This is a genomic window from Shumkonia mesophila (assembly GCF_026163695.1).
Classification (GTDB): Bacteria; Pseudomonadota; Alphaproteobacteria; order Rhodospirillales; family Shumkoniaceae; genus Shumkonia; species Shumkonia mesophila.
Map to the genome: position 1 here is coordinate 135,768 of NZ_JAOTID010000002.1, position 13,526 is coordinate 149,293.

Consider the following 13,526-nt stretch of genomic DNA (forward strand, 5'->3'; position numbering starts at 1 on the left):
AGCAATGGGCGCATTAGGGAACTTCGTCGACATATTGTTTAAACCATTCAACGGCCTCTTCGAATCCGATTGCGCGGGTCGCCAGTCCGAGAATCAAACTCTCCAGATCGCCGTTGTCATTTTCCGTCTCTCGCAGGCGATAGCCGCTCTTTTCCAGAAACAGATTGCAGAGGATAAAAGCGGTTCGTTTGTTACCGTCGGTGAAGCCATGGTTGCAGGCCACCGAGTGGACGAGTGCGGCCGCTTTCTTGTAAATCGGCCGATAGTATCCGTTGTACGGTCGGCATATCGCGGACTCGATCAGGTTTTGATCCTGAATGCCCGAACGCCCGCCGTAGAGAATCGCGATCTCGTGCGCCGAGATCGCATCCCCAAGCTTGATGCGGTAGTGACGCCTATTTCTTGGCAAGGCGTTCCAGTGCCTTCGCGTTGGCCTTCGCGATGCGCTTGATCGATGCGGCCGAGCTTGGTGAGGTGATAATGGTTTCCTGCGATCCATGACTGGAGGCGACCACCCAAATATCCCCGCCTCGCACGGTCTGGCCGCCGGAGTGGATGATTTTTCCGGAGGTGGCCGACCTTCCGATTTTCCTTGGCGCACTCTTATTGGTCATTTGAATTCGAGTCCCACCGAAACGCCGTATCTATATTCAGACGGCATGTTACCAAATTGGTAGGGGGCACTCCATAAGTCCAGTATGCCAACATTACCGCGCGACGGTGAAGCCGCCGCATGGAACATTCGGCGCCAACTCTGGAGACCGGCGGACGGCCTGCCCATATCCTTAAGGGAAGGAGGCGAGACATGCTGATAGCGGCAGGACGGAGTATCGCTCTGGTGGCGATGCTGATTGGCCTTGCCACGGCCCCGGCCTTTGCGGCATCCCCGATGGGCGAAATACAGTTCGCCGGGGAGCTTCCCGCCGAACCGGTGGTCCGGCTCAAGAATTCGGCCGTCAAGGCGACGCAGCAGAACCTGCGCCGGCAGGGCTATGCGCCCGGCCGCGCGGACGGGCAGTTGACCCCCCGCACGCGCGAAGCTATCCGCTCGTTCCAGCGGGACTGCGGCCTGCCGGTCAATTCCTCGGCCGTCGCGGCGACCGGCGACAGGCTGAACAACCCCGCAAGCTGCCCCAGCGCCGGTTCGAAATAGCCGCCTAGGCCGTGGACCTATTACGCCGTCATTCCGGACACGACTTTCCTCCAAATCTTTGATTTGGCAAGGAAAGTCCGTGATCCGGAATCCAGGGGCCATGGGACGACGCATGATCTTCCTGGATTCCGGATCGCAAGGCTCGCAGCCCGGTGCCCGAGTTGACGCTTCGCGTCCCCTTCGGACACCGGGCTCGCCTAACGTCCGGAATGACGAAAATTACCGCTATGAGTCCCCTACCTAGGCGGCGCCACGACCCCAGGCAGCCAGAAGCCGGCGCAGCGCCTCCGCCAAATCCTCGCGGCGCAGGGGACGCCCGAGGGCCAGGCGAATCGCGTTCGGGGCGCCCTGGACGGCGAAGGCCCGTCCGGGCGCGACGCGGACGCCGGCCGCCAGGGCGGCGCCGACCGCGTCATCGGCGCGCAATCCGTCCGGCAGTTTCAGCCAGAAGTGCATCGAGAAGGGGTGCGTGGAGCGGCCCCACGCGGCGGGCAACGCGGCGGCGGCCATCCTTTGGCGCGCATGCGCCTCCCGCCGCTTTTCCTCCTCCAGCGCCGCCGCGGTGCCGTCGGCGATCCACAGCGAGGCGATTGCGGCGCCGAGAGGCGGCGCCATCCAGACGGTGGCGCGGATGAGGTCCGAGGCCCGCTGCTCGTGGCCGGGCGGGGCCAGCATCCAGGCGGCCCGCAGCGCCGGCAGCATCGCCTTCGAGGTGGATCGCACGTACCACGCGCGTTCGGGGGCCAGGGCCGCCAGAGGCGGATGGGCCTGGTCGGTGAGAAAGCCGTAGGCATCGTCCTCGATCAGCGCGAAGTCGTGCCGCCGCGCCAGGGCGGCCACCATCTCCCGGCGCCGCGCCGTCATGACGGCCGACGTCGGGTTGTGCAGATCGGGCATGCAATAGAGCGCGGCGATGCGGTGCCGGACGGCCACCCGTTGGAGGGCGCGCGGACGCAGCCCGCGATCGTCGATGGCGACGGGCACCAGGTTCAGCCGGAGCGCCGCCGCCACCGCCTTGATGCCGGGCCAGGTGAGGGCTTCCACCGCGACGGCGTCCCCCGGCCGCGTCGTCGCCATGAGCGCGACCATGACCGCATGCTGCGCCCCGGCGCAGACGAGGGTGCGCGCCGGGTCGTTCGGCAGGCCGCCGCGCCGTGCGAGCCAGGCCGCCGCCGCCGCCCGGTCCTGGTCACGCCCGGCATGGGGCTGGTAGTCGGTGAGGGCGTGGCGCTGGCGGCGCAGAACCGCCAGGGTCGCGGCCTCGAACCGCTCGGCGAGGCCGGGCAACGACATGACGTTGCCGGTGAGATCGATCAGCGACGGGATGTCCCGCTCGATCCACAGGGCCTCGGAATCCGGCTGGCCCGGGGCGCGCACGAAGCTGCCGCGCCCGACTTCGCCGACCACCAGGCCCCGCTCCGCCAGCATCCGCATGGCGCGGGTCGCGGTGTTCAGCGCGACGCCGTGGCGATATGCCAGGTCCCGGTGCGTGGGAAGGCGCGCGCCGGGCGGCAATCGGCCGTCGCGGATCGAGGCTTCCAGGGCTTCGGCGATGTCGCGTGCGTTCATCGGAATGTCTCTGAGACAATGTAGATATTGTATCAACATGCGCGGGAATGTAAATCTGCAAGGCATGAGCGACACACCCTGGCACCTCCAACCCCCCGAATTCACCGAGATCGAGCAGGCCGCCGCCCGCATCCGCGGGGTTTTGCGCGAGACGCCGCTGCTTGAAAGCGAGCGGCTCAACCGGCGGCTTGGCGGCCGCCTGCTGGTCAAGGCCGAGGGGCTGCAGCAGACCGGCAGCTTCAAGGCGCGCGGCGCCTGGAATCGCCTTTCCCTCCTGACGCCCGCGGAACGCGATCGGGGCGTGGCGACGTTTTCCTCGGGCAACCACGGGCAGGCCGTGGCCTGGGCCGCCGGGCGGCTTGGCGTTCGCCACGCCGTGGTGGTCATGCCGGCGGATGCCCCGGCCCGGAAAATCGAGGCGACGCGCAGCTGGGGCGGCGAGGTGATCCTCTATGACCGCAATCGCGAGGACCGCGAGGCGATCGGCCGCGCGCTCGCCGAGGAGCGGGGCCTGACGCTGGTTCCCCCCTACGACGATAGGCGTGTCGTGGCGGGCGCCGGCACCCTCGGCCGCGAGGCGGCGGAGCAGGCCGGACGGATGGGGGTGAAGCCGGACGCGCTGGTGGTTTGTTGTTCCGGCGGCGGTCTGGCGGCGGGATGCGCCCTGGCGTGGGAGGCGCTGCTGCCGGACTCGCGTGTCTGGGCGGTGGAGCCGGTGGCGTTCGACGATACGGCGCGCAGCATCGCCGCCGGGAAACGGCTGGCCAATGCGCCCGGCGCGCAGAGCATCTGCGACGCGGTCCAGGCCCCGATGCCCGGCGTCCTTACCTTCGCCATCAATGCGCCACGGCTTGGCGGCGTCGCCGTCGTTTCGGACGACGAGGTGCTGGAGGCCATGCGCGTGGCCTTCGCCGAGTTCGGGCTCGTCGCCGAACCCGGCGGCGCGTTGACGCTTGCCGCCGCGCTGTCGGGGCATGTGCGGGTCGAGGGAAGGTGCACGGTGCTGGTGCTGTCGGGCGCCAATGTCGATCCGGAGGTGTTCGCCAAGGCGTTGGCACACTGAACCCGGGGCGGAGAGGAGGCTTTGCGGCGCCTCGGGCGAAGGCTCCCTTTGCCCTTGCATTCGCCGGGTGGCGGCGCTACAACGCGCCCCTTATCCCACACGCGGGCGCGCGGCCCCGGCGTTTATGCGCCGTCGGTCGCTCCGGTGTCCGGTCTGTTCCGGACGAAGCCCGCGGAGGTTCAACCGGAGAAGGACACGAACCATGGCACTTCCCACCTTTACCATGCGCCAGCTCGTCGAGGCCGGCGTTCATTTCGGCCACAACACCCGCCGCTGGAATCCCAAGATGGCGCCCTACCTGTTCGGGGTGCGCAACGGCATTCACATCATCGACCTCCAGCAGACGGTGCCGATGCTCTATCGCGCCATGAAGGCGATTGAGGACGTGGTCAAGAGCGGCGGGCGCGTGCTGTTCGTCGGCACCAAGCGCCAGGCCAGCGAACGGGTCGCCGAGGCGGCCAGGAAGTGCGGCCAGTACTACGTCAACCACCGCTGGCTGGGCGGCATGATGACGAATTGGAAGACCATGTCCAATTCCATCAAGCGCCTGCGCACCCTGGAAGAGCAGCTCGACGGCGAGGTCAAGGGCCTGACCAAGAAGGAGCTGCTGCGCCTGACCCGCGAGCGCGAAAAGCTGGAACGCGCGCTGGGCGGCATCAAGGAGATGGGCGGGCTGGCCGACATCCTGTTCATCATCGACACCAACAAGGAAGCCATCGCCATCGCCGAGGCCAAGAAGCTGGGCATCCCGGTGATCGCCGTGCTGGACAGCAACAGCAACCCGGACGGCATCGACTATCCGATTCCCGGCAACGACGACGCCATCCGCGCCATCAACCTCTATTGCGAACTGGTCGTTTCCTCGGTGCTGTCGGGCATCCAGGAGGAGATCACCGCGGTCGGCGGCGACGCCGGCGAGGCCGAGGAAGTGCTGGCCGAGTCCCTGGGTGACGACGAGCCCGAAGCCGTGGCCGTCGAGGCGGCACCGGTGGCGAGCGTCGACGACGAAGGCGCCAAGGCCGAAGCCTGATCGCGGGCGGGACACGCGCGTCCCGCCGCAAGGCTTCGCAGATTCTGACAGCGGAATTCATGAACGAGGGTTGAAATGGCACAGATCACCGCATCCCTGGTGAAGGAACTGCGTGAGCGCACCGGCGCCGGCATGATGGATTGCAAGAAGGCGCTGGGCGAAACCGACGGCGACATCGAGGCGGCGGTCGACTGGCTGCGCAAGAAGGGCCTGGCGGCGGCCGCCAAGAAGGCCGGGCGCATCGCCTCGGAAGGCCTGGTCGGACTGGTCGTCAAGGGCAACGCCGGCGCCGTCGTCGAGGTCAACGCCGAGACCGACTTCGTGTCCCGCAACGAGAAGTTCCAGGCCTTCGTGCGCACCGTGGCCGGCATCGCGCTGGCCAAGGAGGGCGACATCGAGGCCGTCAAGGCGGCGGATTATCCCGGCACCGGGCGCACCGTCGCCGACGAGCTGACCCATCTGGTCGCCACCATCGGCGAGAACATGTCGCTGCGCCGCGCCGCCGTGCTCAAGGCGGAGGGGGGCGTTCTGGGCGCCTACCTGCACAACGTGGTGGCCGACGGCCTGGGCAAGATCGCCGTGCTGGTGGCGCTGAAGGGGGCGTCGGACAAGCTGGCCCCGGCCGCCAAGCAGATCGCCATGCACGTCGCCGCCGCCAACCCGCAGTCGGTGTCGCGCGAGGACCTCGACCCGGCGCTGCTGGAGCGCGAGCGCAACGTGCTGATCGAGCAATCGCGGGCCAGCGGCAAGCCGGACAACATCATCGAGAAGATGATGGAAGGCCGGCTGCGCAAGTACTACGAGGAAGTCTGCCTGGTCGACCAGGTCTTCGTCATCGACGGCGAGAGCAAGGTCGGCAAGGTGGCCGAGGCGGCCGGGGGATCGGTGGCCGGTTTCGTGCGCTATGCCCTCGGCGAGGGCCTGGCCAAGCGGGACGAGGACTTCGCCGCCGAAGTGGCGGCCACGGCCGGCCGCTGAAATCCGGCGGGGCGCCCGGCGGTTCGCCGGGCGGCCGGCGCCGAATTTCGGCTATCGGGCGGGGGCGGATGGTGTAAGATCGCCGCCGTTTCCGGGGCAGGGCTTGGCCGGACGCGGGGGAGACCACTCCGGGGGGCCGTGGAAATGCCGCGGTCGTTTTCGCGTGACCCGAACGGATAATCCTATGCCGCAAAAAACACCGAAATACCGGCGCGTGCTCCTGAAGCTCTCGGGCGAGGGCCTGATGGGCAAGCGGGAATTCGGCTACGACTTCGCCATCGTCAATCGCATCGCCGAGGAGATCCGCGACGTCACCGACATGGGCGTGCAGGTGTCCGTCGTCATCGGCGCCGGCAACATCTTCCGCGGCAGCATGGCCAAGGAAGCCGGCATGGAGCGTGCCGGGGCCGACTACATGGGCATGCTGGCCACGGTGATCAACGCGCTGGCGTTGCAGAACATCCTCGAAACCAAGGGCGTCGAGACCCGCGTGCAGTCGGCCATTCCGATCGCCTCGGTCTGCGAGTCCTACATCCGCAGGCGCGCCATCCGCCACATGGAGAAGGGCCGCGTCGTCATCTTCGCGGCCGGCACCGGCAATCCCTTCTTCACCACCGACACGGCGGCGGCGCTGCGCGCCGTCGAGATGGGGTGCGACGCGCTGATGAAGGCGACCCAGGTCGACGGCGTCTATTCGGCCGATCCCAAGAAGGACCCGACGGCCGAGCGGTTCGACACGCTGAGCTACCGCGAGGTGCTGGCCCGCGACCTGCGCGTCATGGACACCTCGGCCATCGTGCTGGCCCGGGAGAACAAGGTTCCTATTCTCGTCTTTTCGCTTCACAATCCGGGTGCCTTTGGAGATGTCGTCACCGGTGGCGGCGTCTTCACGATGATCAGTTAGGGAGGTTGACGTGACCGAGGCGGTATTCGACGCGATCGAAAAAGACGCCGTGCGGCGAATGAATGGGGCCGTAGAGGCGCTGTCCAAGGAATTTGGCGGCCTGCGCACGGGGCGGGCTTCGATGAGCCTGCTCGAACCGATTTCCGTGGCCGCCTATGGCGCCCAGATGCCGATGAACCAGGTGGGCACCATCGGCGTTCCGGAACCCCGGATGCTGACGGTGCAGGTGTGGGACCGCTCGCTGGTCAAGGCGGTGGAGAAGGCGATCCTGGAATCCGGGCTCGGCCTCAACCCGTCGGCCGACGGCCAGTTGGTGCGGGTGCCGATTCCGGTGCTGAGCGAAGAGCGCCGGGTCGAGCTTTCCAAGATCGCCAACAAGTACGCCGAGGAAGCCCGCATCGCGGTGCGCAACGTGCGCCGGCACGCCATGGACGCCTTGAAGCGGGCGGAGAAGGACGGCGAGATTTCCGAGGACGAGCACCGCGATTACGGGGAATTGATCCAGGACGTGACCGACCAGCACATCAAGAAGATCGACGACCTGGTCGGCGCCAAGGAAGCCGAGATCATGCAGGTCTGACCCGATGGAAGCGCTCTCCCTCGCCAACGGTCCGGCATCGCCGCCGCTGCATGTCGCCATCATCATGGATGGCAACGGGCGGTGGGCCCGCGCCCGCGGCCTGCCGCGCACGGCCGGCCACCAGCGCGGCGCCGAGACGGTGCGTACGATCGTCGAGGCGGCGGCCGAGATGGGCGTGTCCATCCTCACCCTGTTCGGCTTCTCGTCGGAGAACTGGAACCGGCCGGAGAGCGAGGTGCGCGACCTGATGGGCCTGCTCAGGCTCTATCTGCGCAACGAGATCGCGACGCTGGCCAAGAACGGCGTGCGGCTGCGGGTGATCGGAGAGCGCGCGCGCCTGGCGCCCGACATCGTGGCCCTCATCGAGGAAGCCGAGGCGAAGACGGCCGAAAACCGGCGGCTCACCCTGGTCATCGCGCTCAACTACGGCGGCCGCCAGGAGATCGTGGCGGCGGCCCGGCGCCTCGCCATGGAGGTCGAGGCCGGCCGCATCGAGGCCGGGCAGATCGACGACGACATGTTCGCCCGCCAGCTGTTCACCGCCGAGCTTCCCGACCCGGACCTGTTGATCCGCACCAGCGGCGAGCAGAGAATAAGCAACTTCCTGCTGTGGCAGATGGCCTACACCGAATTCGTCTTCGTCGATTCGCTGTGGCCGGATTTCTCCAGGGAGGAGTTCGAAAAGGCCATTCGGGAGTACCAGGGCCGTGAAAGACGGTACGGCGGGGCCGTTGGTTGAGCCGCAAGCCGTGAAATCCGGCGGCGTCATGACGCGCGTCGTTTCGGGGGTCATCGCCTTGCCCCCCGTCCTTGCCGCCATTCATTTCGGGGCGCCTTTCTTCACGCTGTTCATCGTCGCCGGCAGCCTCATCCTGTGGTGGGAATGGTGCCACCTGTGCGGCCAGTCGGTGCGGGCACCGGCGTCGCTGGCGGGGGCGGGCTTCGTGCTGGCCGCCCTCTTCGCCACGGCGGCGGGGCGTCCCGAGGCCGGCCTGGCCTTCGCCGCGGCGGGAAGCGTGCTGGCCTGGGTGTGGGCGGCGGCGACCGGCCGCGAGGCCGACCGGCACCGTCCGCTCGGCGACTGGGGCGGCTCGCGCTGGATCGCGCTTGGCATCCTTTACATCGGCATTCCCGCGTTGCTGCTGCTGTGGCTGCGCGACGAGGTGGGGCGGCTGACCGTCTATTGGCTGTTCATCCTGGTGTGGGCGACCGACACCGGCGCCTATGTCTTCGGCCGGGCGATCGGCGGCCCCAAGCTGGCGCCGCGCATCAGCCCCAAGAAGACGTGGGCGGGACTGGCCGGCGGCATGCTGTGCGCGGCGATGATCGGCGGCGGCTTCGCCGCGGCCCTCAAGGTCGAGGGCTGGGCGGCGCTGGGCGCCGTCAGCGCCGGCCTGGCGGTGATCGCGCAGATCGGCGACCTCTTCGAGTCGTGGATCAAGCGCCGCTTCGGCGTCAAGGACGCCGGCGGCATCATGCCCGGCCACGGCGGCCTGCTGGATCGGGTCGACGGCCTTCTGGCGGCGGTCGTCGTGGCCGCGCTGATTACCATGATCGACGGGGACCGCGTGCTGGTATGGCTGTAGTTTCCACCCTGGCGGCGGCGGAGCCGCGCAGCGTCACCATCCTGGGTTCGACCGGCTCGGTCGGATGCAGCACGGTCGATCTGATCGTGCGCAACCCCGGCGCCTTCCGCGTCGAGGCCCTGACCGGCAACGCCAATGTCGAGCTGCTGGCCGAACAGGCCCGCCGCCTGAAACCCCGCCTGGCGGTGGTGGCCGACGTTGCCGGCTACGGCGCGCTCAAGGCGGCGCTTTCCGGAAGCGGCGTCGAGGTGGCGGCCGGGCCGGAAGCGCTGATCGAGGCGGCGTCGCGCCCGGCCCAATGGGTGATGTCGGCGATCGTCGGCGCCGCCGGGTTGAGCCCGACGCTGGCCGCCATCCGCCGCGGCGGCCTGGTGGCGCTGGCCAACAAGGAATGCCTGGTTTCGGCCGGCGCCGTCATGATGGCCGAGATCGAGCGCAGCGGCGCCATCCTGCTGCCGGTCGATTCCGAGCACAGCGCCATCTTCCAGGTCCTCGAATTCGACAAGGCCGATTGCATCGAGCGGATCATTCTCACCGCTTCGGGCGGGCCCTTCCTGCGCATGGCGGCGGCCGACATGGAGCGGGTCACCCGCGAGCAGGCGGTCGCCCATCCCAACTGGTCGATGGGCGCCAAGATCTCGGTCGATTCGGCGACCATGATGAACAAGGGACTGGAGCTGATCGAGGCCTACCACCTGTTCCCGGTCGAGGCCGAGCGCATCGACATCCTGGTCCATCCGCAGTCGGTCATCCACAGCATGGTGGCCTATGTCGACGGCTCGGTCCTGGCCCAGCTGGGCACGCCGGACATGCGCACGCCGATCGCCTTCGCGCTGGGCTGGCCGAAGCGCATGAAGGCGCCGGCCAAACGGCTGTCGCTGGCCGAGATCGGCACGCTGACCTTCGAGGAACCCGATCCCGGCCGCTTCCCGTCGATGCGTTTGGCCCGCGAGGCATTGCAAACCGGCGGCGCCGCGACCACCATATTGAATGCCGCCAACGAAGTGGCGGTTCACAGCTTCCTGGAGAGACAGATCGGATTTCTCGATATCGCGCGCGTCGTCGAACGGACCCTTGGCGCCGCCGCCAACGGCCCGGTACGGACGCTGGAAGACGTGCAGGCGGCCGACGCCGCCGCCCGCGATATGGCGAAGGAGTTCGTTTCCCGCCTTCCCGGATGTCGGCGATCGCCACCCGCAACGGTTAACGGACCGCCTTGATGGAATTGTTCACGCTGCTCTGGGACAACGTCGTTCCCTTCGTCTTCGTCCTTACCGTTCTCGTGTTCGTCCACGAGATGGGGCACTACTGGGTGGCCCGCCGCTGCGGCGTGCGCATCGAGGTGTTCTCCATCGGTTTCGGTCCCGAACTGTTCGGCTGGAACGACAGGGCGGGCACCCGCTGGAAGGTTTCGGCGGTGCCGCTGGGCGGCTACGTCAAGATGTTCGGCGAGGGCGACACCGTCGCGGACGCCGACGGCCAGGAACGGGTGCTCAGCGACGAGGAAAAGAAGGTTTCCTTCGCCCACAAGCGGCTGGGTCAGCGCGCCGCCATCGTGGCCGCCGGTCCGATCGCCAACTTCCTGCTCGCCATCGTGCTCCTGGGCGGCCTGTTCGGCCTGGCCGGTACCCCGCGCCTGCTGCCGGTGGTGGCCGGCGTGCAGGCCGGCAGCGCGGCCGAGGCGGCGGGCATCCGGCCGGGCGACCGCATCCTGTCGGTGGCCGGCGAGGACATGCAGTGGTTCGACGACCTGCGCCGCGTCATCGCCGAGTTGCCGGGCGTGGAAGTTGACGTCCTGCTCAGCCGGGACGACGCCGAGCGCACGCTCAAGGTAACGCCGAAGGCGGTGCCGGCCGCCGCGGGAGGCACCCAGATGGTCGGGCAACTGGGCGTCACCGCCGATCCCGCCCAGGTCGGCTATCTGCGCTACGGCCCGGCGACGGCGGCCTGGAAGGCCGTGGAAACCACGGTCGTCATGAGCGGGCGGATTTTGGGCTATCTGGGCCAGATCATCGTCGGCGCGCGGCCGGCCGACGAAGTGGGCGGACCGTTGAGGATCGCCCAGATGTCGGCCGAGGTGGCGGCGGGCGGTTTCGTGAACCTGATTAATTTCATGGCGGTGCTGTCGATCAATCTGGGATTGATCAACCTGTTCCCCATACCCATGCTGGATGGCGGCCACCTGGTTTTTTTCATGGCCGAGGGCCTGCGCGGCCGTCCTTTAGGCCCCCGCACCCAAGAATACGGTTTCCGATTCGGTTTGATTTTGGTATTCCTCCTGATGATTTTCGCCACGTGGAACGACTTGGTGTATCATTTCAAGGTAATCGAGCTGATCAAACAGCTGGTGACCTGATTGGGCGTATTCGTCCTGGGGGACTTCTTGCAGCGAATCCTTCGAGTTGTGGTGATCGCCTTGGGCATGGCGCTGATGGCCCTCCCAGGCGGACGGGCGGCGGCGCAGTCCGGGTCCGTGGTGCAGGAAATCGTCGTCGAGGGCACCCAGCGCATCGAGCCGGCGACGGTGCGCTCCTACCTGCTGATCCGCGAGGGGGATCCCTTCGATGCGGTGCGCATCAACCGCTCCCTGAAGAGCCTGTTCGCCACCGGCCTGTTCGCCGACGTCACCATCCGTCCGCGCGGCAACACCCTGGTCGTCAACGTCGTCGAGAACCCGGTGATCAACCGCATCGCCTTCGAGGGCAACAAGCACCTCGAGGACAAGGAACTCGAAGCCGAGGTGACGCTCCGGCCCCGCGTCATCTACACCCGCACCAAGGTGCAGTCCGACGTCAAGCGTATCCTCACCCTCTATCGCCGGAGCGGCCGTTTCGCCGCCACCGTCGAGCCGAAGGTGATCCAGCTTCCCCAGAACCGCATCGACCTGGTGTTCGAGGTCAGCGAAGGCGAGCAGACGGAAATCCGCAAGATCCGTTTCATCGGCAACCGCGAATTCGACGACGGCGACCTCAAGGAGGCGATTCGCACCCGCGAAACCCGGTGGTTCCGCTTCTTCTCGTCGGACGACCGCTACGATCCCGACCGCCTGACGCTGGATCGCGAACTGCTGCGCCGCCACTACCTGTCGGAAGGGTTTGCCGATTTCCGGGTGGTTTCGGCGGTCGCCGAGTTGACGCCCGACCGCAAGGACTTCTTCATCACCTTTACGGTCGAGGAGGGGCCGCGCTACACCTTCGGGCCCATCGACCTCAAGGTCGCGTTGCGCGACCTCGACCCCGAGGCGGTCAAGAACGTCATCGAGATCGAACAGGGCGACTGGTACGATGCCGACGCCGTCGACAAGACCACCGATCAGCTCAATCTGGCCGTCAGCGCGCTGGGATTTCCGTTCGTCGATGTCCGGCCGCGGATCAACCGCGATCGCGAGGCGCACACCATCTCGGTGGCCTTCGAGGTCAACGAAGGTCCCCGGCTTTTCGTCGAGCGCATCGACATCCTGGGCAACTCGCGCACCGAGGACCAGGTCATCCGCCGCGAGTTCCGGCTGGTCGAGGGCGACGCCTTCAACGCCTCGAAGCTGAGCCGGTCGCGCCAGCGCATCCAGAACCTGGGCTTCTTCGGCAAGGTGCGGGTGGATCAGGTTCCCGGCAGCGCTCCCGACAAGACGGTTCTCGAGGTGGAGGTGGAAGAGAAATCCACCGGCGCGCTGACCTTCGGCACCGGGTACTCGACCTCGTCAGGCGTGTTGGGCGACGTTTCGATCCGCGAGCGCAACCTTCTCGGCAAGGGTTACGACGCCAAGCTGGGCCTCACCGTGGCCAGCAAGGAAACGCAGGTCGACTTCTCGCTCACCGATCCCTATTTCCTGGATCGCGAACTGGCGGCCGGCACCGACATCTTCTGGGTCGAGCAGGACCTCCAGGACAGCCGTTCGCACGATCTCAAGCGGAAGGGCTTCGCGTTTCGCGGCAACTATCCGCTGACCGATGACCTGCGTCAGGGCTTCACCTACACCTTCCAGGTTTCCGAAGTTTCCAACGTCCAGAGCGACGCCTCGCGCTTCGTCAAGGAGGCGGCCGGCCAGGATACGCTTTCGCAGGTCAGCCACAACCTTACCTACGACAAGCGCGACGACAAATTCTCGCCGACGGAAGGGTTCTACACGCGCCTCGTCAACGACCTTGCCGGATTCGGCGGATCGAAGCGGTTCTTGCGCAACCGGCTCATGGCCGCGCAGTTCTTTCCGATCGCCGACGAATGGACGCTGGAAGTCAGCGGCCACACCGGCTGGATCGTCGGCCTGGGCGGCGATGTGAAGCTGCCCGATCGCTTCTTCGTCGGCGGCGACGATCTCAGGGGCTTCGAGACCGGCGGCATCGGGCCGCGCGACGTCTCGACGGACGATGCGCTCGGCGGCGAGATGTTCTATACTGGCACCGTCCAGATGGCATTCCCGTTGGGATTTCCTTCGGAAATCCCGGTCAGCGGGCGGTTTTTCACCGATTTCGGCACCTTGACGGAGCTGTCCTCCACCGGGCCGGAGATTGAAGACTCCGGAAGCATCCGCGCTTCCACCGGTATAGGCTTCACCTGGCGTTCCACCTTTGGGCCGATCGGCATCGATCTGGCCTATCCGTGGATGAAGGAATCATATGACCGGGATGAAGTTCTCCGGGTGAATTTCGGAACGAGGTTTTAACGG

14 protein-coding genes are annotated in these 13,526 nt (G+C 67.0%); 11 read left to right on the forward strand and 3 right to left on the reverse strand.

Annotation, left to right across the window (positions count from 1 at the left end):
- Positions 1-13: 13 nt before the first annotated feature.
- Together ODR01_RS04115 and ODR01_RS04120 are read right to left on the reverse strand one after the other, a co-directional pair.
- The gene (locus ODR01_RS04115) at positions 14-409 is read right to left on the reverse strand and encodes a type II toxin-antitoxin system death-on-curing family toxin (RefSeq protein WP_316976339.1); all 396 of its coding nucleotides are present in this window, start codon (positions 407-409) and stop codon (positions 14-16) included.
- Positions 396-614: a hypothetical protein gene (locus tag ODR01_RS04120; RefSeq protein WP_316976340.1), complete on the reverse strand. Its 219-nt coding sequence runs from the start codon at positions 612-614 to the stop codon at positions 396-398. The genes ODR01_RS04115 and ODR01_RS04120 overlap by 14 nt, the downstream gene beginning before the upstream one ends.
- 191 nt (positions 615-805) lie before the next feature.
- On the opposite strand from ODR01_RS04120, the gene ODR01_RS04125 reads away from it, so the two are divergent.
- Entirely contained in the window at positions 806-1,153 is a 348-nt protein-coding gene (locus ODR01_RS04125; RefSeq protein WP_316976341.1) for a peptidoglycan-binding domain-containing protein, read from the forward strand.
- Between the two features lie 240 nt (positions 1,154-1,393).
- On the opposite strand, the gene ODR01_RS04130 is transcribed toward ODR01_RS04125, so the two are convergent.
- Positions 1,394-2,722: an aminotransferase-like domain-containing protein gene (locus ODR01_RS04130; RefSeq protein ID WP_316976342.1), complete on the reverse strand. Its 1,329-nt coding sequence runs from the start codon at positions 2,720-2,722 to the stop codon at positions 1,394-1,396.
- A 64-nt stretch (positions 2,723-2,786) separates the two neighbouring features.
- Between ODR01_RS04130 and ODR01_RS04135 the strand changes: the two genes are divergently transcribed.
- From ODR01_RS04135 to bamA, 10 genes are all read left to right on the forward strand, one after another.
- Entirely contained in the window at positions 2,787-3,785 is a 999-nt protein-coding gene (locus ODR01_RS04135) for a threonine ammonia-lyase (RefSeq protein WP_316976343.1), read from the forward strand.
- A gap of 202 nt (positions 3,786-3,987) precedes the next feature.
- On the forward strand, positions 3,988-4,815 hold the full coding sequence (gene rpsB, locus ODR01_RS04140) for a 30S ribosomal protein S2 (RefSeq protein WP_316976344.1): 828 nt from the start codon (positions 3,988-3,990) through the stop codon (positions 4,813-4,815).
- A 75-nt stretch (positions 4,816-4,890) separates the two neighbouring features.
- Positions 4,891-5,793 carry a translation elongation factor Ts gene (gene tsf, locus ODR01_RS04145; protein ID WP_316976345.1) on the forward strand — a complete coding sequence of 301 codons (903 nt, stop codon included), beginning with the start codon at positions 4,891-4,893 and terminating at the stop codon, positions 5,791-5,793.
- 184 nt (positions 5,794-5,977) lie between these two features.
- The gene (gene pyrH / locus ODR01_RS04150; RefSeq protein ID WP_316976346.1) at positions 5,978-6,697 is read left to right on the forward strand and encodes a UMP kinase; all 720 of its coding nucleotides are present in this window, start codon (positions 5,978-5,980) and stop codon (positions 6,695-6,697) included.
- 58 nt (positions 6,698-6,755) lie between these two features.
- Positions 6,756-7,277 (forward strand): ribosome recycling factor, encoded by a 522-nt coding sequence (gene frr, locus ODR01_RS04155; RefSeq protein WP_316976837.1) that lies wholly within the window; start codon positions 6,756-6,758, stop codon positions 7,275-7,277.
- A gap of 4 nt (positions 7,278-7,281) precedes the next feature.
- On the forward strand, positions 7,282-8,016 hold the full coding sequence (locus ODR01_RS04160) for an isoprenyl transferase (protein WP_316976347.1): 735 nt from the start codon (positions 7,282-7,284) through the stop codon (positions 8,014-8,016).
- Complete coding sequence (locus tag ODR01_RS04165) at positions 7,985-8,863, forward strand: phosphatidate cytidylyltransferase (protein WP_316976348.1); 879 nt, start codon at positions 7,985-7,987, stop codon at positions 8,861-8,863. Before ODR01_RS04160 ends, ODR01_RS04165 begins: the two co-directional genes overlap by 32 nt.
- The gene (locus ODR01_RS04170; RefSeq protein WP_316976349.1) at positions 8,854-10,083 is read left to right on the forward strand and encodes a 1-deoxy-D-xylulose-5-phosphate reductoisomerase; all 1,230 of its coding nucleotides are present in this window, start codon (positions 8,854-8,856) and stop codon (positions 10,081-10,083) included. Before ODR01_RS04165 ends, ODR01_RS04170 begins: the two co-directional genes overlap by 10 nt.
- Positions 10,083-11,219 carry an RIP metalloprotease RseP gene (rseP, locus tag ODR01_RS04175; RefSeq protein WP_316976350.1) on the forward strand — a complete coding sequence of 379 codons (1,137 nt, stop codon included), beginning with the start codon at positions 10,083-10,085 and terminating at the stop codon, positions 11,217-11,219. Before ODR01_RS04170 ends, rseP begins: the two co-directional genes overlap by 1 nt.
- A 27-nt stretch (positions 11,220-11,246) precedes the next feature.
- Complete coding sequence (bamA, locus tag ODR01_RS04180) at positions 11,247-13,523, forward strand: outer membrane protein assembly factor BamA (RefSeq protein ID WP_316976351.1); 2,277 nt, start codon at positions 11,247-11,249, stop codon at positions 13,521-13,523.
- Positions 13,524-13,526: the final 3 nt, after the last annotated feature.

Excerpts from the sequence above, each read along its gene's own strand:
- ODR01_RS04160 (WP_316976347.1), top strand. The coding sequence starts at position 7,282 with ATGGAAGCGCTCTCCCTCGCCAACGGTCCGGCATCGCCGCCGCTGCAT.
- ODR01_RS04125 (WP_316976341.1), top strand. The coding sequence starts at position 806 with ATGCTGATAGCGGCAGGACGGAGTATCGCTCTGGTGGCGATGCTGATT.
- ODR01_RS04135 (WP_316976343.1), top strand. The coding sequence starts at position 2,787 with ATGAGCGACACACCCTGGCACCTCCAACCCCCCGAATTCACCGAGATC.
- ODR01_RS04130 (WP_316976342.1), bottom strand. The coding sequence starts at position 2,722 with ATGAACGCACGCGACATCGCCGAAGCCCTGGAAGCCTCGATCCGCGAC.
- ODR01_RS04120 (WP_316976340.1), bottom strand. The coding sequence starts at position 614 with ATGACCAATAAGAGTGCGCCAAGGAAAATCGGAAGGTCGGCCACCTCC.
- ODR01_RS04170 (WP_316976349.1), top strand. The coding sequence starts at position 8,854 with ATGGCTGTAGTTTCCACCCTGGCGGCGGCGGAGCCGCGCAGCGTCACC.
- rseP (WP_316976350.1), top strand. The coding sequence starts at position 10,083 with ATGGAATTGTTCACGCTGCTCTGGGACAACGTCGTTCCCTTCGTCTTC.
- pyrH (WP_316976346.1), top strand. The coding sequence starts at position 5,978 with ATGCCGCAAAAAACACCGAAATACCGGCGCGTGCTCCTGAAGCTCTCG.
- tsf (WP_316976345.1), top strand. The coding sequence starts at position 4,891 with ATGGCACAGATCACCGCATCCCTGGTGAAGGAACTGCGTGAGCGCACC.
- rpsB (WP_316976344.1), top strand. The coding sequence starts at position 3,988 with ATGGCACTTCCCACCTTTACCATGCGCCAGCTCGTCGAGGCCGGCGTT.
- frr (WP_316976837.1), top strand. The coding sequence starts at position 6,756 with ATGAATGGGGCCGTAGAGGCGCTGTCCAAGGAATTTGGCGGCCTGCGC.